This window comes from Bounagaea algeriensis (assembly GCF_054491375.1).
The window spans coordinates 2,839,346-2,861,853 of record NZ_CM137102.1; the positions used below are offsets into that span (position 1 = coordinate 2,839,346).

17 protein-coding genes are annotated in these 22,508 nt (G+C 69.3%); 6 read left to right on the forward strand and 11 right to left on the reverse strand.

All coding sequences use genetic code 11. The annotated features are described in order from the left end of the window. Window positions 1-237 precede the first annotated feature (237 nt). A complete protein-coding gene (locus ACVGV2_RS12780) occupies window positions 238-1,413 on the reverse strand; it encodes an ROK family protein (protein WP_459162598.1) in 1,176 nt (391 codons plus the stop codon). 235 nt (window positions 1,414-1,648) lie between these two features. On the opposite strand from ACVGV2_RS12780, the gene ACVGV2_RS12785 reads away from it, so the two are divergent. From ACVGV2_RS12785 to ACVGV2_RS12795, 3 genes are all read left to right on the forward strand, one after another. Continuing rightward, window positions 1,649-4,390 carry a glycoside hydrolase family 3 C-terminal domain-containing protein gene (locus ACVGV2_RS12785; RefSeq protein WP_459162599.1) on the forward strand — a complete coding sequence of 914 codons (2,742 nt, stop codon included), beginning with the start codon at window positions 1,649-1,651 and terminating at the stop codon, window positions 4,388-4,390. Window positions 4,391-4,523: 133 nt separating this feature from the next. After that, entirely contained in the window at window positions 4,524-5,627 is a 1,104-nt protein-coding gene (locus ACVGV2_RS12790) for a LacI family DNA-binding transcriptional regulator (protein WP_459162600.1), read from the forward strand. Between the two features lie 332 nt (window positions 5,628-5,959). Beyond that, complete coding sequence (locus ACVGV2_RS12795) at window positions 5,960-7,483, forward strand: sodium:solute symporter family protein (RefSeq protein ID WP_459162601.1); 1,524 nt, start codon at window positions 5,960-5,962, stop codon at window positions 7,481-7,483. 128 nt (window positions 7,484-7,611) lie between these two features. Here the strand turns inward: ACVGV2_RS12795 and ACVGV2_RS12800 are convergent, their stop codons facing one another. Continuing rightward, the gene (locus ACVGV2_RS12800; RefSeq protein WP_459162602.1) at window positions 7,612-8,772 is read right to left on the reverse strand and encodes an ROK family protein; all 1,161 of its coding nucleotides are present in this window, start codon (window positions 8,770-8,772) and stop codon (window positions 7,612-7,614) included. A 180-nt stretch (window positions 8,773-8,952) separates the two neighbouring features. On the opposite strand from ACVGV2_RS12800, the gene ACVGV2_RS12805 reads away from it, so the two are divergent. The 3 genes from ACVGV2_RS12805 to xylB are packed head-to-tail and all read left to right on the forward strand — an operon-like array spanning window position 8,953 to window position 13,016. Then, complete coding sequence (locus ACVGV2_RS12805; protein ID WP_459162603.1) at window positions 8,953-10,389, forward strand: sugar porter family MFS transporter; 1,437 nt, start codon at window positions 8,953-8,955, stop codon at window positions 10,387-10,389. 54 nt (window positions 10,390-10,443) lie between these two features. Continuing rightward, window positions 10,444-11,598, forward strand: coding sequence for a xylose isomerase (gene xylA / locus ACVGV2_RS12810; RefSeq protein ID WP_459162604.1), 1,155 nt, complete (start codon window positions 10,444-10,446; stop codon window positions 11,596-11,598). Between the two features lie 2 nt (window positions 11,599-11,600). Then, window positions 11,601-13,016, forward strand: a complete 1,416-nt coding sequence (gene xylB / locus ACVGV2_RS12815) for a xylulokinase (protein WP_459162605.1) — start codon at window positions 11,601-11,603, stop codon at window positions 13,014-13,016. Window positions 13,017-13,166: 150 nt separating this feature from the next. Here xylB and ACVGV2_RS12820 read toward each other — a convergent pair whose 3' ends face one another. From ACVGV2_RS12820 to ACVGV2_RS12860, 9 genes are all read right to left on the reverse strand, one after another. Beyond that, on the reverse strand, window positions 13,167-14,264 hold the full coding sequence (locus ACVGV2_RS12820; RefSeq protein ID WP_459162606.1) for a 3,4-dihydroxy-2-butanone-4-phosphate synthase: 1,098 nt from the start codon (window positions 14,262-14,264) through the stop codon (window positions 13,167-13,169). After that, a complete protein-coding gene (locus tag ACVGV2_RS12825; protein WP_459165977.1) occupies window positions 14,261-14,767 on the reverse strand; it encodes a flavin reductase family protein in 507 nt (168 codons plus the stop codon). Before ACVGV2_RS12825 ends, ACVGV2_RS12820 begins: the two co-directional genes overlap by 4 nt. A 37-nt stretch (window positions 14,768-14,804) precedes the next feature. Further along, window positions 14,805-16,331 (reverse strand): aldehyde dehydrogenase, encoded by a 1,527-nt coding sequence (locus ACVGV2_RS12830; protein WP_459162607.1) that lies wholly within the window; start codon window positions 16,329-16,331, stop codon window positions 14,805-14,807. Window positions 16,332-16,336: 5 nt separating this feature from the next. Then, window positions 16,337-17,098 carry an alpha/beta fold hydrolase gene (locus tag ACVGV2_RS12835; protein ID WP_459162608.1) on the reverse strand — a complete coding sequence of 254 codons (762 nt, stop codon included), beginning with the start codon at window positions 17,096-17,098 and terminating at the stop codon, window positions 16,337-16,339. Next, window positions 17,095-17,649, reverse strand: a complete 555-nt coding sequence (locus tag ACVGV2_RS12840; protein WP_459162609.1) for an amino acid synthesis family protein — start codon at window positions 17,647-17,649, stop codon at window positions 17,095-17,097. The genes ACVGV2_RS12835 and ACVGV2_RS12840 overlap by 4 nt, the downstream gene beginning before the upstream one ends. Then, complete coding sequence (locus tag ACVGV2_RS12845; protein ID WP_459162610.1) at window positions 17,646-18,257, reverse strand: amino acid synthesis family protein; 612 nt, start codon at window positions 18,255-18,257, stop codon at window positions 17,646-17,648. Before ACVGV2_RS12845 ends, ACVGV2_RS12840 begins: the two co-directional genes overlap by 4 nt. Next, window positions 18,254-19,387, reverse strand: a complete 1,134-nt coding sequence (locus ACVGV2_RS12850) for an LLM class flavin-dependent oxidoreductase (protein WP_459162611.1) — start codon at window positions 19,385-19,387, stop codon at window positions 18,254-18,256. The genes ACVGV2_RS12845 and ACVGV2_RS12850 overlap by 4 nt, the downstream gene beginning before the upstream one ends. Before the next feature lie 2 nt (window positions 19,388-19,389). Continuing rightward, window positions 19,390-20,103 carry a GntR family transcriptional regulator gene (locus tag ACVGV2_RS12855; RefSeq protein ID WP_459162612.1) on the reverse strand — a complete coding sequence of 238 codons (714 nt, stop codon included), beginning with the start codon at window positions 20,101-20,103 and terminating at the stop codon, window positions 19,390-19,392. A 211-nt stretch (window positions 20,104-20,314) separates the two neighbouring features. After that, complete coding sequence (locus tag ACVGV2_RS12860; RefSeq protein ID WP_459162613.1) at window positions 20,315-21,940, reverse strand: BCCT family transporter; 1,626 nt, start codon at window positions 21,938-21,940, stop codon at window positions 20,315-20,317. Window positions 21,941-22,508: the final 568 nt, after the last annotated feature.

The window sequence follows — 22,508 nt, forward strand, 5'->3', positions numbered from 1 at the left end:
CTCGCGCACTGCCGGCGGAGGAGGTACCACGGCACCACGCCGTCGTGAGTGGCGTGCGCCTTCCCGCGTTCGTCCCGTCATTTCGACGAGAACTTCGGCGAGCTGGCGACGAGGAGCACCACCGCGGTCTTGAAACCGCCTCGTTGGGGACAGGGCCGGCTTCCGCGCTCTGCGATGTCGGGTCAGGAGCTCGAGACCGCGTTGGCGCCGCGCGGGATCCGAAATCCCTCGTGGTGGTCAGTCGAACTGGCTCAGGTACTGGTTGACGGCTGCTTCGGCCGCGCCGAGCAGGCCGCCGTGCTCTCCCAGCTCGGCCCGGCACAGCTGCAGCGGCACGTCCGGGCCGCGGAACTCCTCCAGCGCGGTGTCCAGGTCCGCCCGGGCGTGCTGCAGCAGCGGGGCGAGCAGTCCGCCGAGGATCACGCGCTCCGGGTTGAGGATGTTGGCCAGGTTGGCCAGTCCCTTGGCGACCGGCGTGCACAGCGTGCGCAGCGCCTGCACGGCGTCGGTGTCGGTGGCGGCGCGGGCGAGCAGGTCGTTCAACGCTGCGTGCCGGTCCGCCGGGGAGTGCACGCCGGCGTGGCGCAGCAGCGCGTCGGCGCCGATCTCGGTTTCCCAGCAGCCGCGCCCGCCGCAGCGGCACCGCCGTCCCCCCGGGTCGGTGATCATGTGCCCGATCTCGCCGGCATATCCGGTGTGCCCGGTCAGCACCCGGTCCCGTGTGATGATGCCGCCGCCGACGCCGACTTCGGCGGAGACGTAGACGAGTTCACCGCAGTCGCGGCCCGCGCCGCGGCGCTGTTCGGCCAGTGCGGCCAGCCGGGCTTCGTTGCCGACGATGGTCGGCAGTGGCAGCGCCGTGGACCGGCGCAGTTCCGCACCGAGGCTCAAGTCGTGCCAGTCCAGGTTGGGTGCGTGCATCACCTGCCCGTCGGCGCTGCGCACGAGTCCGGGCACGGCGACGCCGAGCGCGATCAGCTCCTCGGCGCGGCGCGCGCGGTCGGCGATGAGCTCGGTGATCTGGGTGAGGCTGCGCGCGGGCGCACCGGGTTCCCAGTCGTGCGGCACGTGCTCCTCGTCGAGCAGCGTGCCGCCGAACCCGACGCGGCTGATGCGGATCGTGTCCACTTCGATCGCCACGGCCAGCACCTGGGCGCGGTCACCGCGCGGGGAGACGATCCGCGGCGGACGGCCGCGTCCGCCCTGCGGTCCCGCGGCTTCGCCTTCGGTGACCAGGCCGCGGTCGGCGAGTTCTCCGACGAGGTCGGCCACCGCACTGCGGGTCAGTCCGGTGACCTCGCACAGGTCAGCGCGGCTGGTGGGCCCGTGCAGGTGCAGCTGTTGCAGGATCGTGCGCAGGTTGTGGCGGCGCAGGCCGGCCGGGGCGCGGCCCGACGTGGTCGAAGCACTCACTGGTTCCTCGTTTCGGCGGCTCCCGGCCAGTATCGCCTATGTCCGGGGTTGACGGCGCGAGCATTTTATTTTTTCCTCTTTAAAATCTTATATGTCGGAGATCGATGCGCCAGCAACGACGCGACGAACCTGAACCGCCTCGGACGGACCTGCATTCCGACCCGGCGGAGGCCCCGGAACGCCCGAGAGCGCCCAGCCCTTCCCACTGACCGCGACGAACCGCCTGGAGGTCACCGTGCGCCCCCGGAGGAAACGACCGCTCCTGCTCGCCACGGCGCTGAGCCTGTGCCTCACCTGCGTCGGGACGACCGCCTCGACCGCGGCGGCCGAACCGCCCGTCTACCGCGACCCGTCCTACGCGCCCGCCGAACGCGCGGCCGACCTCGTCTCCCGCATGACGGTCGAGGAGAAGGCCCGGCAGCTCACCTCCAGCAAGGCGCCCGCGATCCCGCGCCTGGGCGTCAAGGACTACGGCTGGTGGAACGAGGCCATCCACGGCGTCTCGCGGGAGCAGACCAACGACGGCGACGACCCGCCGGATCTGGTCAACACCACGTCCTACCCGGTGAGCCTGTCCATGGGATCCACCTGGGACCCGAAGCTCGCGCACGAGGTCGCCGAGCAGGTCTCCAGCGAGGCCCGGGAGGTGGTGCGGGACAACCGCCTCAACCTCAACTTCTACTCGCCGACGATCAACCTCGGCCGCGATCCGCGGTGGGGACGCAACGACGAAACCTACGGCGAGGACCCGAAACTCACCGCGGCACTGGCCGCGCAGTACGTCAACGGCATGGAGGGCAAGGACCGCAACGGTCACCTGCGGCCGGACAGCGGCGGATACCTCAAGACGAGCACCACCATCAAGCACTTGGCAGCGAACAACACCGAGTACAACCGCACCACCGGATCGTCCGACATGGACGAGAGCACGCTGCGGCAGTACTACACCAAGCCCTTCGAGGAAGTCCTCGAGCGCACCCAGCCGGGCTCGATCATGACCTCCTACAACCGCGTCAACGGCGTCCCGGCCACGGCCAGCACGCACCTGCTCGACACGCTCGCGCGCAAGACGTTCGGCTTCCGAGGGTTTATGACGACCGACTGCGACTCCGCCCGCGAGATGCAGCACGGGCACCACTGGCAGCCGCCGGGCCAAGACGAACCCGTCGGACCGGTGCAGCGCAACGCCTACGCCAACGCTGCCGGGGTGGACCTGAACTGCAACCAGGGCCTGCACGACGAGCACCACTACGGCAACACGCTGCCCACCGCGGTCGAACAGGGCACGCAGACCTCGAACGGCGCCTACACCGAGAACTTCCTGGACGCTTCGCTCGTGCGGCTGTTCACCACCCGCATCCGACTGGGCGAGTTCGACGACGACGCGAACAACCCGTGGGTGCAGCGCGCCCACGACCGCGTCCCGCGCGGCAGCTGGGAGAACTCGGAGGCCAACAAGGCCGTCACGCAAACCGAGGAGCGGCTCGCCCTGGCCCGCCGCGCCGGCAGCGAATCGCTCGTGCTGATGCAGAACGACCCGGCGGCCGACGGCAAGAAGGTCCTGCCGCTCGACGTACCGCGCAACGGCCCGTTCCGCGTCGCCGTCATCGGCGACTACGCCAACCCGGAACAGATGTATCTCGGCGGCTACTCCAGCGAGCAGGGGCCATCGGGACAGGCCAACAGCGTCAACGGCTTCGAGGGCGTCAAACGGGCGATCAAGCGGATCAACCCGCAGGCCACTGTGGACTACCTGCCCGGTACCGATCCGCAGGACCCCACCAAGGCCAACGCCGACTCGGTCCGCAAGGCCGCGGACTACGACACTGCCCTGGTCTACGCCGGCACTGACGACGACCACGCGAAGGAGGAGAAGGACCGCGAGACGCTGCAACTGCCCGAACCGCAGACCGACTTGATCGAAGGCGTCGCGGACAGCAACCCCAACACCGCGGTATACTTGGAAACCGTCGGCCCGGTCGACGTGACGCGCTTCGCCGATGACGTGCCGGCGATCCTGTGGAGCTCCTACAACGGGCAGCGCAAGGGCCAAGCCCTCGCCGACGTGCTCACCGGCGCGCACAACCCGGGCGGGCACCTGCCGTTCACCTGGTACCGCAACGACGAGCAGCTGGGCCAGCCCGGTGACTACGACATCCGGCCGCACGAGGGCGATCCCGGCCGCACCTACCGGTACTTCCAGGGCGATCCCTCCTACTCCTTCGGCCACGGACTGAGCTACAGCGACTTCGACTACGGCGACCTGCGCGTCGACAGCGAGAGCGTCGACGCCAACGGAACCGTGACCGCGCGGGCCACGATCACCAACCGATCGAACAGGGCCGGATCCGACGTCGTGCAGCTCTACTCGAGCTCGCAGCAGCGGGGCGGTAGCTCGCAGCAGCGGGGCGGGGACGCCCCGCGTCCCGACAAGCGCCTGGCCGATTTCCAGAAGGTGCAGCTCGAACCGGGCGAGAGCACCGAGGTCACTTTCCACGTCCCCGTGCACGAGCTGGCCTTCTTCGACGAGCAGCGCAGCCGCGAAACCGTCGACGACGCCTACGAGCTGCAGCTGGGTCGCTCCAGCGGGAACGCGGCCGACGAGCAGCACCTGGATGTGACCGGCGCACTCGTGCCGAAACCGGAGTCCGTGTCGGTGACACCGCAGGCCGAGGGCGACCCGGAGGACAACAACGCCTCCCGCGTGATGTACGCGCCGGGGACGAACATCGCTCCGCGGCCGGCAGTGGCGATGTCCGACGGCACCCGCCGCGGCTACGACGCCGAAGGCACCGCCGCACCGCTACCACCGGGAATGCGCATCGACTACGAGTCCAACCGGCCCGAGGTGGTGCAGGTCGACGGCAACGGTGCGCGCACCCGCTCGCCCGGGGTCGCCACGGTGACCGCAACCATCGAGTACCGCGGTGCGAAGCAGCGAACGAGTTTCACCGTCCACGTCGGCGACGGAGCGTGAGCCCACGGGCGGCCCGTCAGCGGGGACGACTCCGCTGGCGGAGGATCCGCCGCCGCGAGCGCCGCGGCGGCTGGGTCAGGGCCGGCCTCGCCGCGAGACCGGCCCTGACCGCCGAACGGTGCCCCCTTCAACGATGAGGCGGTCCGAAACCATGTGCACAGCGGTCGACGGTGCCAGCGCCGCGGTGCGGAGCGCCGACCAGGAGGTTGACGACGAGCCGCACGGTGACGGCGGCGGAGCGCAGCGGCAGGTGACGATCTACGACGTGGCGCGGCACTGCGGCGTGGCCGCCTCGACCGTCTCCCGCGCCTTCTCCCGACCTGGCCGGGTCAGCGCCCGCATGCGCGAGCGCGTCTACACCGCCGCGCGCGTGCTCGGCTACGTGCCACCCGAGCGGACGCGAGCGGCCGCGGGAGTGCGCGAGCGGGCGGTGATGCTGGTCGTCTCCGACATCGCCAACCCGTATTACGGACCGCTGGTGAAAGCGGCCCAGAGCCACGCGTTCGAGCGCGGCTACACCCTCGCGCTGGCCGACAGCGACGAATCGCCGCAGCTCGAAGCGAGCAACGCCAAGCGCCTGCTCGCCGCCTCCGCCGGGGCGATCTTGGCAACCTCGCGCCTGTCCGACGACGTCGTCGAGTCACTCGCCCGCACCGTCCCCCTGGTCATGCTCAACCGGGCGTCCACGCGCGTGCCCACGCTGATCTGGGACACCGCCGGCGGGATGCACGAAGCGGTGCAGCACCTGGCCGAACTCGGCCACCGGCGCATCACTTACCTCGCCGGACCGCGCAACTCCTGGATGAACAGCCAGCGGTGGCGCGCCGTGCGCGCGGCATCCGCGCAGCTGGGCATGCGCACCGCCCTGCTGGGGCCGTGCACCCCCACGCTCGACGCCGGCTACGAGGCCGGCGCCGAGCTGGCGGACGTGGCGGCCACCGCCGTGATCGCCTACAACGACCTGGTCGCCCTCGGCGCGACGCGACGCCTCCTCGCAGCGGGCGTGCGCGTTCCCGAGGAGGTGAGCGTCGTCGGGTGCGACGACATCTTCGGTGCCAACCTCACCGCGCCCGGGCTGACCACCTTGCGCGGCCCGGCAGCGGAGATGGGGGCGAGCGCGGTGGACGTGCTCCAGGAGTGGTCCTCCTCGCGGGCGGCGCAACCGCGCTGCCTGACCTTCGCCGCCGAGCTCGTCGTGCGCGGTTCGACCGGATGCGCGCCGGACCGCGGCAACTGAGGGCAACTCGTTGTCGGCGCGGGACTTCCACCCGAGCATGCGGGCATGCGCCAACGGGAGGACCGCGTTGCAGCACTGCGGCGAGCACCACGCAGGGCGGTGCGGAGCCGCTCGAATCGCGCCCGGAGCGGCCGTTGCCGACCGCCCCGGCGCAGCGATCGATCACACGCCAGTTGCAGGAGCACGTACGCGATCCCCCGATCATCAGCTCGCACCGACACGTCGATCGGCTCTGCTCGGGGTACGCGCATTCCTCGGACGAGGCTGCCGCGAAGATGCGCGACCCGGTCGAACGCCCGCCAAGAGAAGCCTTCTGCCTGTGAGGAGTCCGCATGCACGCGCTCGACTGGATCACCATGGCCGGCTACCTCGTCGTCGTCGTCCTCATCGGAGCCTGGGCGCGCCGGCAGGTGTCGAACACAGGTGACTTCTTCGCCGCCGGCGGCCGGATGCCCTGGTGGCTTGCCGGGATTTCGCACCACATGTCGGGTTACAGCGCGGTGATCTTCGTCGCCTACGCGGGAGTGGCCTACGACGAGGGCATCGTGTCGTACGTGGTGTTCCTGTTCCCGCTGTCGGTGGCTACCGGCATCGGTGCGTTCCTGTTCGCACCGAAGTGGAACCGGTTGCGGCGCAACTACGCGATCGCCTCACCCCTGGAGTACCTCGCCAGCCGGTTCAACGTGCCCACGCAGCAAGTGCTGGCCTGGAGCGGGTCGCTGCTCAAAGTGTTCGACGTCGCGGCCAAGTGGTCGGCGGTCGCGCTGCTGCTGAACACGTTCGCCGGAATCCCGCTGATGTGGGGCATCATCGGCACGGCTGCGGCGACACTGGTGTACTGCACCGCCGGCGGCATCTGGGCGGATGCACTGGTCGACGCCGGACAGTTCCTGATCCAGGCTGTTGGCGCGGTGGCGATGCTCGTGGTGGTCGGCTTGGCGCTGTCCGACCGCGGACTCGGTTACGCGAGTTTCTGGGCCGCGCTCCCCGAGGGGCACACCGATCCGGCCACGAGCACGTACCCGGGCTACTTCGTCGTAGTCTACATGCTGGTGAAGACGTTCGAGTACAACGGCGGGATGTGGAACCTCGCGCAGCGCTACATGGCCACGCGCAGCACTGCCGAGGCGCGCCGCACCGCACTGCTGTCAAGCGGGCTCTACCTGCTGTGGCCGTTGGTGCTGATGCTGCCGATGTTCGCCGCACCGCTGCTGGTCGACGTGGCCGACCCGGAGAACGCCTACGCTGCGATGGCGCTGCAGCTGCTACCGGCCGGTTTTGTGGGGCTGATCCTCGTCGGCTTCTTCTCGCACACGATGTCCATGGTCGCCTCGGACGCGAACGCGATCTCCGCGGTGCTCACCCGGGACGTGCTGCCGAGGCTGTCCGCGCGGCTGCGGGAACTCGACGGCAGGCGTGAACTGGCCCTCGGACGGTTGCTGACGGTCTCCTTCGTCGCGCTGAGCGTGGTGATCGCCCTCAACGCGGACCGGCTCGGCGGTGTGCTGGGGATCATCCTCGCGTGGGTCGGCGCGCTGATCGGGCCGATCTCGATCCCGCTCATGCTCGGCATGCTGCGACCCTTCCGCAGGATCGGGCCGAGCGGGGCGATCGCCTCCTGGGCGGCAGGTCTGTGCACGTTCGGGGTGGTCAAGTACGGGCTGGGTGCCCCGGAGGCCGTCACCGTCGCCTCCCCGGTGCTCGTGTCGTTCGCGGTGTTCGTCCTCGTCGGCGGTGCGCGTCGGGACGCGCCGGCTGCGGCGCGCGAGATCGTGGACACCCTCGCCGGAGGATCTGTGTACGGCTCGGCCGGTGCGGAGGCGGGCACCGGTTCGCAACTTCGAAAGGGATTGTGAAACCGCGTACCTGGCGCGGTTCTGTCCTGCAACAACCTGATGCCCCGGAATCCACCGAAACTTCCGTGGAATTCCGCGGCATGACGCGATCGTGCAACACGGGTCGACGCGGTGGAGGTGATGGCTGCTCAGAGCGCGACGTGTTCGCGCGCCAGCAGCACGGCGCCGTCGAGTTCGGCGTTGCTCAACGAGCTCGCCGCCAGGCGGCAGGCGGACTGCGGCAGCGAGGAGTGCCGAACGGCCTGTTCCAGCGGGCGCCACAGCACTTCGCCGACGCCGGCCACCGCGCCGCCGAGCACGACGAGATCGGGATCGAGCACGTTGAGGAGGTAGCCGATCCCGCGCCCCAGTCCGGTTCCGGCGCGCTGCACCGCAGCCACCGCCGCGGTGTCACCGCGCGCAGCTGCTGCCAGTACGTCTTCGATGTCGCAGGCGGATGCGAGCTCGGTGGCCGTTCCTTCAGCGGCTTCGCGTGCCGACTGCAGGATCGCGGGCTGGGAGGCCACGCTCTCGAGGCATCCGATGTTGCCGCAGGCGCACGGCCGACCGTCGTCTTCGACACGGCAATGGCCGATCTCCCCGCCGATTCCGGCGGCTCCGGAGAACAACCGGGAATCGAGCACGACACCGGCACCGACGCCCGCGCTGACCATGATCCGCACGAAGTTGGCGACACCCTCGCCCCGGCCGAAGCGTTGTTCTGCCAACGCACCGGCGTGGGCTTCGTTGTAGATCACCGCGGGGACGCCGAACAGCTCCTCGACCCACTCTCGCAGCGGCACGTCGTGCCAATCCAGGTTCGGGGCGAGCAGGCAGCGCCCGCTGCGGTGGTCGACCAGACCGGAGACCGAGACCCCGACCGAGGCGATGCGGTCGGCGGGCACGCCCGCTCGCTCGGCCGTCCCGCGGACCAGCGGCCCCAGCTGGCGCACGCCGGCTGCGGCGTCACCGACCGCGCTGGGCACGGCCGCTTGCGCCAGGGTCCGGCCGAGCGCGTCGGCTACCGCGACCGAGCTGCGCCGCACGCCCAGGTGCACGCCGACGTAGGCGCGCGCGTCCGGGTTGAAGACCACGAGGTTCGGCCTGCGGCCACCGACGACACCGGCCTCGCCCACGCCGGCGGGGACCAGCAGCTCCTCCTCCAGCAGGGAGTCGATGATCGATGCCACCGAGGGTTTGGTCAGACCGGTCGCGCGGGCCACCGCCGCGCGCGAGCGCGCTCGCCCGTCGCCGAACAGCTCGAGCACGTGCTGCCGGTTCATCTGCCGGACCGTCCGGGGGTCGGCCATGCTGCGAAACCTCCTCGTGCGGCCTGCGCAGCCGCTGCCAGCCGCGAGCACCGCGGTTCTCGACGATCTCCGCCCCATCCGCTCGGCGACGGGCAGTTTCCATCTTGACAGAAGTTGGTAAGGATATGATCCTTACTAACTACTGCTGAGCGCTCGCCCCACCACTGCAATGGAGCACCGATGTCCGTCCATTCCACCACCGGCTCCTCAAGTTCCAGACCCCGCTCCAGCCCGCTGCGCACGGTGCACTTCGCCACGGTCGCCGCGCTCGGCGGTTTCCTCTTCGGCTACGACACCGCCGTGATCAACGGGGCCGTCACCGCCATTCAAAGCACCTTCGAGGTCGGCGCCGCCGTCACCGGGCTCGTCGTGGCGACGGCCCTGATCGGCTCGGCCCTCGGGGCCTGGAACGCCGGAACGCTCGCCGACCGGTACGGCCGCCTGGCCACGATGCGCACCGCTGCCGTGCTGTTCCTGCTCAGCGCGATCGGCTCGGCGCTGCCGTTCACGATCTGGGACTTCACCCTCTGGCGACTCGTCGGCGGTGTCGCGGTCGGCATGGCCTCGGTGATCGCACCCGCCTACATCGCCGAGATCTCCCCCGCGGCCGGCCGAGGACGTCTCGGCTCGCTGCAGCAGCTGGCCATCGTGCTGGGAATCGCGATCTCCCAAGCCGTCAACTGGATCATCGCCGGCGCCGCCGGCGGAGCCGAAGAGCCGCTGCTGGGGCTCGACGCGTGGCAGTGGATGCTGGCCGTGGAGGCGATCCCGGCAGTCCTCTACGGCTTGCTCGCCTTCACCATCCCCGAATCGCCGCGCTACCTGGTCACTCGCGGACGCGCGGACAGCGCCCGCCAGGTCCTCAACACCACCGAAGGGGGCGACGTCGACACGCGGCTCGCCGAGATCCAGCAATCCGTGGCCAACGACCACCGGCCGCGGGTGCGGGACCTGCGCAACACGCGCACCGGCCTGCTCCCGATCGTCTGGGTCGGGATCGTGCTGTCCGCGCTGCAGCAGTTCGTCGGGATCAACGTCATCTTCTACTACTCCTCGGCGCTGTGGCAGTCGGTCGGGATAGACGAGTCCAGCTCGCTGCTGCTGAGCCTGTCCACCCAGATCTTCAACATCGCCGGGACCGTCCTCGCGCTGATGGTTCTGGACCGGGTCGGACGTCGTCCCCTGCTGCTGACCGGCTCGGTGGGCATGGCGGTCATGCTGGCGGTCGCCACCTACGCCTTCAGCCACGCGGGCACCGTGGACGGCGAGCCGAACCTGGCCGACCCCTACGGCCCGATGGCGCTGATCGCCGCGCACGTGTTCGTGTTCTTCTTCGCCATCTCGTGGGGTCCGGTCGTCTGGGTGCTGCTGGGCGAGATGTTCCCGAACCGGTTCCGCGCTCCAGCTCTGGCGGTGGCCGCAGCCGCCCAGTGGCTGGCGAACTTCGCCATCACCGCCACGTTCCCGCCGCTGTCCGAGATCAGCTTGTCGATGACCTACCTCGGATACACCGCATTCGCGGCCGTGTCGGTGTGGTTCGTCCTCAAGTGGATCCCCGAGACCAAGGGCCGAACCCTCGAGGACATGGACCGCACCGCGCTGACGCGGACGGGCTGAGCACCCGACAGCATCCCCTCCCCAACCCGACACCATCCGAGACGAGGAGAGCACATGGACCTCACCCCCACGCCCCAGGACCGCTTCGCCTTCGGCCTGTGGACGATCGGCTGGCGGGCCAACGACCCGTTCGGCGACCCGACCCGCGAACGTCTCGACCCGGTCGAGGCAGTGCACGGGCTCGCCGAGATCGGCGCGTACGGCATCACGTTCCACGACGACGACCTGATCCCGTTCGGCACGCCGGAGGCCGAACGCACCGCGATCATCGAGCGGTTCCGCAAGGCGCTCGCCGAGACGGGGCTGACCGTGCCGACCGCGACCACCAACCTGTTCGGACACCCGGTGTTCAAAGATGGTGCGCTGACCGCCAAGGACCGGGACGTGCGACGCTTCGCCCTGCGCAAGGCGGCGCGCAACATCGATCTGGCCGCCGAACTGGGCGCGCAGACCTACGTGTTCTGGGGCGGTCGCGAGGGTTCGGAGGCCGAGGCCGCCTACGATCCGGCCGCGGCCCTGGACCGCTACCGCGAGGGCCTCAACGCGCTGACGCACTACGTCAAAGAGCAGGGCTACCAGCTGCGCTTCGCCGTGGAACCCAAGCCGAACGAACCGCGCGGCGACATCCTGCTGCCGACCGTCGGCCACGCCCTGGCCTTCATCCAGACGCTGGAGCATCCCGAAGTGGTCGGGGTCAATCCCGAGGTCGGTCACGAGCAGATGGCCGGGCTCAACGCCGTGCACGGCTACGCCCAGGCGCTGTGGCAGGGCAAGTTGTTCCACATCGACCTCAACGGCCAGCACGGCCCGCGCTACGACCAGGACCTCGTGTTCGGGCACGGCGACCTGATCAACGCGTTCTTCCTCGTCGACCTGCTGGAAAACGGCGGCTACGACGGTCCCCGCCACTTCGACTACAAGCCGCTGCGCACCGAGGACAAGGCCGGCGTGTGGGAGAGCGCACGGTCCAACATGCGCACCTACCTGATCTTGCGCGAGCGGGCGCGGCAGTTCCGCCAGGACCCCGAGGTCGCCGAGGCGCGCAGGGCCGCCCGCCTGGACCAGCTGTCGGTGCCCACTCTGGACGAGGGCGAGACCGTCACCAGCGTCCGCTCCGAGGGACTCGACGTGGACGAGGCGGCCGAGCGGGGCGCGGCCAACGCCCGCCTGCAGCAGCTGGCCGTGGAACACCTGATGGGAGCGCGCTGATCATGCCCCTGGTCGCGGGTGTCGATTCGTCGACCCAAGCCTGCAAAGTGCTCGTCCGCGACGCCGACACCGGCGCGCCGGTGCGTGACGGCCACGCCGAACATCCCGGCGGAACCCAGGTCGACCCCCGGCACTGGTGGACGGCGCTGCACACCGCCGTCGACCGGGCCGGCGGGCTCGACGACGTCGCTGCGATCTCGGTGGCCGGCCAGCAGCACGGACTGGTCTGCCTCGACGAGGACGGCGAGATCGTGCGCGCGGCGTCGCTGTGGAACGATCTCGCCCCCTCCGCAGCGGCCGAGGAGCTCGTGGCCGAGCTCGGCCCGCAGCGATGGGCCGAGGTGGCCGGGATCGTTCCCCGAGCCTCGTTCACCGTGGCCAAACTGCGGTGGCTCGCCGAGACCGACCCGGTTTCGGCCCGGCGCACCGCGGCGGTGTGCCTACCGCACGACTACGTGACGTGGCGGTTGGCCGGTAGTGGTGATCCCGCCGACCTCACCACCGACCGGGGCGACGCCTCCGGAACGGGATACTGGTCACCGCGGACGGGCAGCTATCGCGAGGACCTGGTCGAGCGCGCGTTCGGCTCGGTGCCGCACCTGCCCCGGGTGTGCGGACCGGCCGAACCGGCTGGCACCACCACCGGCGGTGCCACCCTCGGGCCGGGCACCGGTGACAACATGGGTGCCGCCCTGGGGCTGGGCATCGGGCCGGGCGACGTCGTGATCTCGCTCGGCACCTCGGGCACGGTCTTCGCCGTCGGGCAGGAGCCGGTCGCCGACCCGAGCGGGAACATCTCCGGTTTCTGCGATGCCACGGGCCGGTTCCTGCCGCTGGTGTGCACCCTCAACGCCGCGCGCGTGCTCAGCAGCACCGCGGAGGTGCTCGGCACCGATCTCGACGAGCTGAACCGGCTCGCCGCGCAGGCAGGGCCCGGGGCCGGCGGGCTGACGCTGTTGCCCTACCTCGAGGGCGAACGCACGCCGAACCTCCCGGAAGCTGCGGGCACGATCACGGGGATGCGCACCACCAACATGACGCCGAGCAATCTGGCCCGGGCCGCCGTCGAGGGCATGCTGTGCGGACTCGCCGACGGCCTGGACCGACTGCGCGAACACGGCGTGTCGGTCAACCGCGTGCTGCTCACCGGCGGGGCCGCCCGGTCACCGGCGGTGCAGCACGTGGCCCCGGCCCTGTTCGGCGCGGACGTGGAAGTGCCCACGCCGGGCGAATACGTGGCCCTCGGCGCCGCACGGCAGGCAGCCTGGAGCCTGTCGGCCGCGGAGGAACCTCCGAACTGGGAAGTCGCCCGCAGCCGCCTGCCGGCGGGCGACCCGGCGACGCTGGTGCCGGTGCGCGAGTCCTACCGGCAGGCGCGCGACCGGATGCACCCGGCCCAATCCAGCAGCACTTCGTGATCATGGCTGGTGAGGGGCCTGTGCGCAGGTGGATCGTTCCCGCTGCGGCGGACGCTCGATCACTGCTCTCGGCTGTCCGCTCGAGCGGGAACGGTCCAGTTCGGCATCGCTGCGAGCGCAGCGCGCGGGCGCAGCGCTGACTTGACGTGGCTACCCGGCAAGATGGGTTCCACTCCGAGCGAGCTCGGCCACAGCAGTGTTCTCGCGGTCGAAGTGGATTTCGGTCATGCCGAGATCCGCCACGATCGCCGCCGCTGCGCCGGCTTCGACCGCTGATGCGGCCACCGCTCCGTCGCAGTCCGGTTTCGTTGCGGTATCGGCGGTTCCGGAGTCGTGGCGGAGGTATATGACGGCCCCGCCGTGCACAGCGGTGTTGGCCAAGGCTTCGTCGAATCGGCGGCGGCAGTCGCAGTCAGCGTCACCCAGCACGTCACCGGTCAGGCACTCGACGTGAACCGCGACCAGCGGCTGTCCCGCAGGTGGGGTCGGGCTGAGGAGCGCGAGATGCCCAGCACCGGTGACGTGATCGTGGTAGCCGATCACGTCGAACTGGCCCTGCGATGTGGACACGCTGCGGCGCGTTCCGCGTGCGACTCTGCCTTTCCGGCCGTCGCCGTGGACGAGGCGGTACTGGATGAGCTCGCCCACCGTCACAACTGGTAGCTCGTACCGCTTCGCGAGCGCAGCAGCGCCATCCCACCCCTCGGCAGGTTCGGTCACGGCAGCGATGAGGCCGATCGGGGAAAGGCCGGCCAACGTGCACAGATCGACGGCGGTCTCGGCGAAGCCGCGGTGCCCGAGAACGCCCTCGGCACCCGTCCTCAGCCCCAGCACGTGCCCTGGGCGGATGAGATCATCGGGGTCGGAGTCCGGGGCGGCCAGCACGCGGGCCGTGCGGGCCCGGTCGGCGGCGCTGATGCCGGTGGTGACACCGCGGGCGGCGTCGACCGCCACGGTGTAGACGGCACCGGTGGAGGTACCGGGCCGCACCATGGGAGGCAGGTCGAGCCAATCGGCCCACTCCCCCGGTAGCGCGGCGCACAGCAGACCCGAGGTGTACCGGACGGCCCACGCCACCCAGGTTGCTTCCGCCAGTGCCGCCGGCAGCACGACGTGGCTCGGCCAAGCCGGCTCCCGCTCGTCGGCCACCAGCACGGGACGGCCGGAACGCAACGAGGCCAGAGCGTCCTCGACGGTGCCGAGCGCGTCGCCCGCACACCGGTCGGCCGCGACCGTCGCGGCACTCATGACGCCTCTTCCAGCACGGAGAGCGCGTGGAAGTTGCTGGCGTGGAACACCAGGGGCCCGTGCTGCGGGTGGACGCATTGGCGGTGCACCCGGAACTGGACGAATACGTGGTCGCCCGCTGTGACGGTGTTTTCGACGGCGCAGTCCAGCCACGTTGTTGCCCCGTGCAGGAACACGGCCCCCTGGTCCGTGGTTTGCCAGTCCAATCCGGCGAAACGGTTGCTGCTGCGACTGGCCAGCTGCCGGCACGCGCGGTTCTGGGAATCCCCGAGCACCGACAGTCCGATGCGCGGGCGGTGCTGCAGGCTTGGCCAGGTCGTGGAGGTGTGCTGCACGCACAGGCCGACCAGCGGTGGATCCAGCGAGACCGGGACGAACGCGCTCGCGGCGATGCCGAGGGGCGTGCCCGCCTCGTCGAGCGCGGCCACTGCGGTGACGCCGGTGGGAAAGCGTCCGAAGGCGGTGCGGAGTCCGGTTTCGTCGACGGCACCGTCCGTGCCCACGGTCGAGGTCAGTTCCGTCATCGGAGCCTCCTTCGAATCAGGACCGCATCACGAACGGGTCGCCTGCGGGTTCGTCGCTGGTGTTGATCCACACGCTCTTCAGGCGCGTGTACTCGCGGACGACCTCGGTGCCGTGTTCAACGCCGAGGCCGGAGGTTTTGAAGCCGCTGCGCGGCGACATCGGGGACATGGCGCGGTACATGTTGACCCAGACCGTGCCGGCCTCGAGCGCGGCCGCGACGTGGTGCGCACGACCCAGGTCCTTGGTCCAGATGCCCGCGGCCAGGCCGTAGCTGGTGTCGTTGGCGATGCGCAGCGCCTCGTCTTCGTCGTCGAAGGGGATGATGGCCACGACCGGGCCGAAGATCTCTTCCTGGCAGGTGCGGGTCTCGTTGCCCAGTCCGGTGAACACGGTCGGTTGGTGGAACCATCCGTCGAGTCCGGTGTCGGGGCGGCCGCCGCCGTAGGCGATGGTGCCGCCTTCCTGCTGGGCGGTGGCGACGTAGTTCTCCACTTTGGTCTGCTGCTCCGGGGTGGCCAGCGGGCCCAGTTCGGTGTCCGGATCGGTGGGGTCGCCGATCCGGATCGTGCTCGCGCGCTCGACGACGCGGCTCACCAGTTCGTCGTGCACCGAGCGGTGCACCAGCACCCGACTTCCCGCGATGCAGGTTTGCCCGGCAGCGGCGAAGATCCCGGCGACGACGCCGTTGGCGGCGCTGGTCAGATCGGCATCGGCGAAGACGAGCTGCGGTGATTTCCCGCCGAGTTCGAGTCCGGCCCGCACCAGTCGCTTGCCGGCCCGCTCGGCGATCCAGGCGCCGGTGGCGGTACTGCCGGTGAACGAGAGCTTGCCGATATCTGGATGATCCACCAGCGGCGACCCGGCACCGGCGCCGAAGCCGGTGACCACGTTGACGGCCCCGGCGGGAAAGCCCGCCTGCTCGAACAGCGGCGCCAGCGCCAGCATCGAGGCGCTGGTGTACTCCGAGGGTTTGATCACTGCCGTGTTGCCGCAGGCCAGCGCCGGGGCGATTTTCGCCGTGGTCAGCAGCAGCGGCGAGTTCCACGGGGTGATCGCTCCGATCACCCCGACGGGTTCGCGCAGGGTGTAGTTGAGCACGTCGACGTTGTTGGCGGGGATCGTCTCGCCGTGGATCTTGTCGGCCAGGCCCGCGTAGTAGTGGTAGTACTCGGGAATTCCGGCGAGCTGGGCTTTCATCTCGCGCAGCAGTTTGCCGTTGTCGGTGGTTTCGGTGCGCGCGAGTTCGTCCGCGTTCTCGGCGATCAGTTCACCGACGCGCCGCAGCAGCGCTCCCCGCTGGGACTGGGACAGCCGCTGCCACGAACGGGACTCGAACGTTCGCTTGGCCGCGCCCACGGCACGTTCCACGTCGGCGGAGCTGCCTCGGGCGGCTTCGTACCACGGTTGTCCGGTGGCCGGGTTGTCGCTGGTGAAGTACTCGCCCTCGGCGGGTGGCACCTCCTCGCCGTTGATGTAGTGCTCGTAGTGGGGAAGGCGGTGCGCTTGCGCTGCGGATGCAGGTGGGGATGCCGGTGCGGTCATCGTTGTCACGCTCCTGATGGGTGTACGAGCTGGCGGTTCTCGACGTTCGCGAGGACGGCGTCGGCGACAGCACCCGGGCGCTCCAGTGGTAGCAGGTGGCGGGCGCCGGGCACGGCGGTCCACTGCCCCCGTGGCACGCGCTGAGCTATCGCGGCCGACATTTCCGGTGTGGATCCGGGATCGTCGGACCCGGTGAGCGCCACCAGCCGGGGCGCCAGGTGCGGTAGGCGCGGCCACAACGCGGCGTCGGCTTCGGCGAACACGGCGTAGCAGGCCAGGTACGATGTGGGGCGGTTCGTCTGCAGCACAGCGCGAACCCGTCGCACCAGTTCCGGTTCCGCGGCTTGCCACGTCGGTGAGAACCACCGTTGCAGGGCCGCCTCGAACGTCGCCGGAAGGTCCTGGCGTGCTGCGGCCAAGCGGTTTCGCACCGCGTCCCGCTCGCCAGCGGATCTGCCTGCGACACCGCTGACGAGGGTCAGCGACGCCACCCGTTCCGGTTGCTCCAGCGCGAATTGCGTCGCCACCAAAGCGCCGAGCGAGAACCCGACCAGGTGGACCCGGCCGGAGACGGGCACCACCTGGTGCAGTGGCGCAGCGAGGTCGGTGAGCGTGGTGCCCGGTTGCGCATCGGGGGCTTGTCCGTGTCCGAGCAGATCCGGAGTGCTGGTCCTGCAGTGCGGCGCCAGGATCTGCCGCACGCGTTCCCACATGGTGTGGTCCAAGCCCACACCGTGCAGGAGCACCACGTCCGTCGAACCGGTCATTGGTTCGCGAGAGGGGCCAGTCGCGCCTGCGGCCGCCCTTGCGCAGCGGCGGCGAGGCCGATGATGATCTCGTCCGCCCGCGGGGCGTCGGGAACCCGCGCCTCGATGGTTTGGTGGTGCGAGCGGGTCGTCGCATCGGTCACGTGCTTCAGCGGGATGTCGAAGACCGTGCCGGCCGCGGCGCGTTTCTCCACCGCCGGCAGCAGCGTGCTCGCCTGCGCCGCCTCGCGGAAGTGATCGCCGAACTGCAAGGTGTGGATCAGGCCGGAGCCGTGTTCGATCTCGCCGTCCAGGCCGACGATCGCGGCCTTGCCGTAGGCCTCGACGGGCGCGTCGAGTGCCGTGACGACGCGATCGCTGAGCACCTTGCCCAGATCCGGGGCGACGGCCTCGATGCCCGGTCCGAGTTCGTCGACGAATCCCCGTCCGGACCACGGATTCTCGATCACCGCGAGCACGACCGCGACCCGGGCGGACGGATCGACTGCTCGACCGCCTTCGGTCAGGGTTTCGTCGATCGTGGTCGAGATGCTGCGGATAGTGGCACTCATGAGGCATGCTCCAAATCGGATTGAGTGAGAACGGCGTCATCCACGGCCGCGTCGGTCGTGCGGTCTCCGATGCGGGCGTTCGGGCGGGGCCCGTCCGACGCGGCGGCGACCACGGCGATCTCTCCCGGTCGCGGACCGTCGGGGACACGCACGGGAAGCGTTTGGTAGTGCGAGCGCGTAGCTGCGTGGTCCTTGTGCCACAGCGGAACGCTCAACGTGGTCCCGGCCGCGGCCCGCTGGTCGGAGAAGACGATGATCGACTCCCCCTCCGTGCGGTTGCGCAGCACGTCGCCGAAGTACGGGGTGTGGATCAGCGCACCGGCGTGCTCGATCTCGCCGTCCAACCCCACGATCGCGGCCTTGCCGAACGCCTCGACGGATGCGGCACCGCCCAGGGCGGCGAGCAGGCGCTCGGACAACGCGTGCGCGATGTCCGGCGCCAGCCGCGCGGACTCGGCTGACAGGTCCTCCTGCACACCGGCGCCGAACCACGGGTTGGCCACCACCGCGACAGCCGCTGCGCGGCGCGTCGGAGTCCGCACGGGCTCGCCCAGTTCGTGCAGTGTTTCGTCGACGATCGTGACGATCCGGCGGATTTTCCCGCTCATGCGTTCGCTCCGGAAAACTGCGGCATGACCTTTTCGGCGAAGAGTTCGAAGCTGCGCATCGCTTTGCGGTGTTCCAGGCCCGGGTGCGTGGTCCACAGCATCAGATCCTGCAGGTTCAGCTCGTCGCGGAGTTCGTGGATCTTCTCGGCGACGTAATCCGGGGTTCCGACGAGGAGGTTGCGCTCGGCGAGGAAGTCGTAGTCCAGGTCGCGCCCGGTGATGTCCTCCTCGGGGCCGCTCAAGTTGCCCAGTCCGCGCCAGTGGCAGACCCACCGGTACGAGGTCAGCACGGCTTCTTCGAAATCGGCACGTGCTTGTTCCATCGTGTCGGCGACGTAAACGTCGCGCACCAGCGACAGTCCTTTGCCGAGCGGCTGTGCGACGCCGGTCGCCTCCGACGACGTGTCGCGGTAGAGGGCGAAGCGGCGTTTGAGCTCGGAGACCGGCGGCATCCAGAAGATGCCCTTCATCCCGTCGCGCGCCGCGCTCTCGATCGACCGGGGTGAGTCGATCACCTGCGACAGCGGAGGGTGCGGGCGCTGCAGTGGTTGCGGAACGACCTGCAGCTTCGTGATGGTGCCGTCGTCGTCCGTGAACTCCGGGGAGGCCGGCGACATCGGATGGTTCCAAGGGACCCCGCCAGCGGGGATCTGGTGGAACCGCCCTTGGTGTTCGAAGAAGTCGCCGCTCCACGCCTTGCGGAGGAGTGCGAGCGTCTCCTCGAACAGGGCGCGGTTCTGCTCGGCATCGCGCGGGTCCGCGGTCGGGTTGAGGTTCATGGCCTCGCGCCCGTACAGGCCGCGCCCGACTCCGACTTCTGCCCGGCCGCCCGAGAGCTGGTCGAGCATGGCGATGTCTTCGGCCAGCCGCATGGGGTTCCAGAACGTCACGGTGTTCGCGGCCTGCCCGATGCGGATCCGCGATGTGCGGGCTGCGATGTCGGTGCCCATCAGCACCGGGTTCGGGACCAGTTCGAAGCCCTCGTGTCCGAAGTGGTGCTCCGTGTACCAGATCGAATGGTATCCCGCAGCGTCGGCGAGGGTCGCAACCTCGCGCATCTCGTCGAAGACGGCCGCGACGTCGTGCAGCCGACCGGGGGCTCCGACGTTGTGGAAAATGGAAAACCGCATCGCTACAACTCCTCTCCGGATGGGTCACCACCGGCGATCGGATCTTCGGCGGACATCGTTGCTCGTTCGCTGGAGCGAACGTGGTCGCGCATGGCGAATTCCGCGCCGAACCCGTCCTTCTCGCGAATCAGTTCGAGCACGCGTCTGTGTTCGGACAAGGAGTCACCGAGCCGCCCGGGACGCGTCAGCGAAGCCGCCACCAAGCGGTGGTAGGCCAGCTGATTCATCAAGGTCTGGTAGTGGGCGCTGAGCCGCGTGTTGTCAGCCCCGGTGACGAGCAAACCGTGGAATTCGTGCACCAGCGTCGAGTAGCCCTCGGTGTCGCCTCGCGCAACGGCTTGGCCCGAGTTCTCGATGTTCTCCTCGAGCTGATCCAACACCGGAGTCGGGCCGCGGGCCGCCAGCAGCCGGGCGGCCATGCCTTCGAGGACTTCCTTCAACTCGAACAGCTCGACGATCTCGCGGCGGGAGGGCTCGCGCACGAACGTCCCCACGCGCGGCCGGATCTCCGCCAGTCCCTCGATCTGCAGCTGCTTGAGCGCCTCCCGCACCGGGGTGCGGCTCACCTCGTACTCCGCAGCCAGCGCTATCTCGGACAACAACTGCCCCGGTTGGTAGGACCCGTTGACGATGGCGTGCCGCAAGCCGTCGAGCACTCGGGCCTGGGCGCCGCTCCCGCTCGACATCGTCGCACCACTGGCTGGCGTCTCTTGCATGCAAGTAACCATATCCCGCACCCCCGACGGGGTCAACCATCACAACGACGAGAAATACCGATACCAGCATATTTTTCAGCACTGCACGAAAAAGTGGGTGGGTCGGTTCGTATCGCGCTGTACCTCGCTGACCCATCTTGTTGCATGCATGTCCAACTGCCACGCTGACTCGGAGGAAGTACGTCCGACATGCCCAGCATCGATCGACGCGTCATTCGGTTGAGACGGCAGTGGGGACGGCCTCGGAGACGTCATCCGCACGCGCCTTCTCGGCAGGATCCTCGGGCCGACGTTCGACTTCGCGCTGCGACGTCGGAGCTACAGACGAAACCACGTCCGCAGACAGGTCTTTCGACAGCGAGATCGCCACGCCCAGCACGACGAGCAGAAACGGTGCTGAACTGACGATCACCATCTGCTGCAGTGCTTGCAAACCACCGGCGACGAGAAGCGCACTCGCCGCGGCACCGGTCACCACGCCCCACAGCGCCAGGATCCGGGCCGGTGGCTGCTGACTACCGCGACTGGTCAACATGCCCAGGACGAACGTGTTCGCATCGGCACCGGAAACGAAGAACAGCGCGACGAGGAGGATCGTCAGCGCCGAGGTGAGCGACGAGAGAGGCAACGACTGCAACGTCGCGAAGAAGGCCGAGTTCGCATCCGCTGCGGCCGCTGCTGCGATCTGAGTGGTACCGGCCAGGTCGCCGTGGATCGCGGTGCCGCCGAAGACGACGAACCACACCGAGAACACCACGCTGGGTACGAGCAGCACGCCCACGATGAACTCGCGAACCGTGCGCCCGCGGGAGATGCGGGCGAGGAAGGTCCCGACGAAGGCGGCCCACGACAGCCACCAGGCGAGCATGAAGTAAGTCCAGGACTGCATGAAGTCCAGATCCCCGCTGGCCGGGGTGATCAGACTGGTCGACACCAACTCGCTGAGGTAGCGCCCGACGGATTGCACGTAGAGGTTGACGAGATAAACGGTCGGACCGGCCACCAGGACGAACACGAACAGCACCGCGCCCAGGCCCATGCTCGTCTGCGAGAGATAGCGAATGCCGCGGGCCACACCGGTCAACGCGGACGCGGTGAACAGCAGGGTGATGACAGCGATGATCGCGAACTGCACGAGCACGGAGCCGGGCACCCCGAACAGGGCGGTCAACCCGCCGTTGATCTGCATCGCACCCAGTCCGAGCGACGTCGTCGTGCCGAACAGCGTCGCCAGAACCGCGAACACGTCGATCACGACGCCCAGGCCCCCATCAACGCGGCGCCCGAGCAACGGCCGGAACAACGCGCTGACCAGCCCCGGACGGCCGCGGCGAAACATCGACCACGCCATCGCCAGCCCGACAACGGCAAAGATGCCCCAAGCGTGCAATCCCCAGTCGAAGAACGAGAACTGCATCGCGCGCACCGCTGCCTCCGACGTCATCGGATCGGCCAGGCCGTGCGCGGGCTCAGCGAGATGCGTGATCGGCTCGGCAACCCCGTACGAGATCAACCCGATGCCCATCACGGCGGAGAGGATCATCGCGTACCAGCTGAACCGGTGAAACACCGGACGCTCATCCGCACGTCCGAGACGCAGCCGGCCGTACCGGCTGCAGGCCAGGAAGACGAGGAAGGCCAGAAATCCCAGCGAGACCAGCAGATAAGCCCAGCCGAACCCGCCGGTGATGCCGTCCAGAGCGGCAGCGCCAACGCGCGAGAGCGTGTCGCCAGCGGCAACGCCCCAGACGACGACGGCAAGAGCCAAGGACAGCGAGAGGTACAAGACGGCGCCGGGGCGCCAGCGCTCCGGCCGCGCAGAAGAGGGATCAGACATCGTTGTCTCCGTGAGCTGGCGGGAAGGGCAGTGCGACGAGCCGCCCGCGAAGACGAGCTCGCGACACGATGCGCGCTACTGTTGCATGCAAGTAGTATCTGGTCAATGCCGAATCTTGCGGCCTCCGCTGCGACAGATATCCGCCTACAATCCGATTAAACTCCACTTAATCGCTCACGTTGACAGCCAACGGCGGAGCTATTGACGGACACTGCGGCATGCATTCAGCATGCTGTTGCATACAAGATGGAGCATTCAAGGAGAGGTGGACCAGCACACGTCTGCCTCCGCCGACCCCACCGGGCGCCTCCGGCGAGGAGGCGCCTCTTCGGTACTGCGATCAACGGCGCGGAACACGACGGTGCGGAACAGCGCGGACAGCTATTGCGCATCGGCCTGCATCACCACAGCTTCCGGGACGGCGATCACGGATGCCGCCGCCATCTCACTGCTTTCCGTGCCACGCGCGAGGCATCGCGTCCCAGAGGCGCACTGCTCCGAGAACAGTGCCGACGTCGGCCAGTGCCGATCGCCAGCACGAGGACGGTCCAGGTCTCCGTCGTGGGGA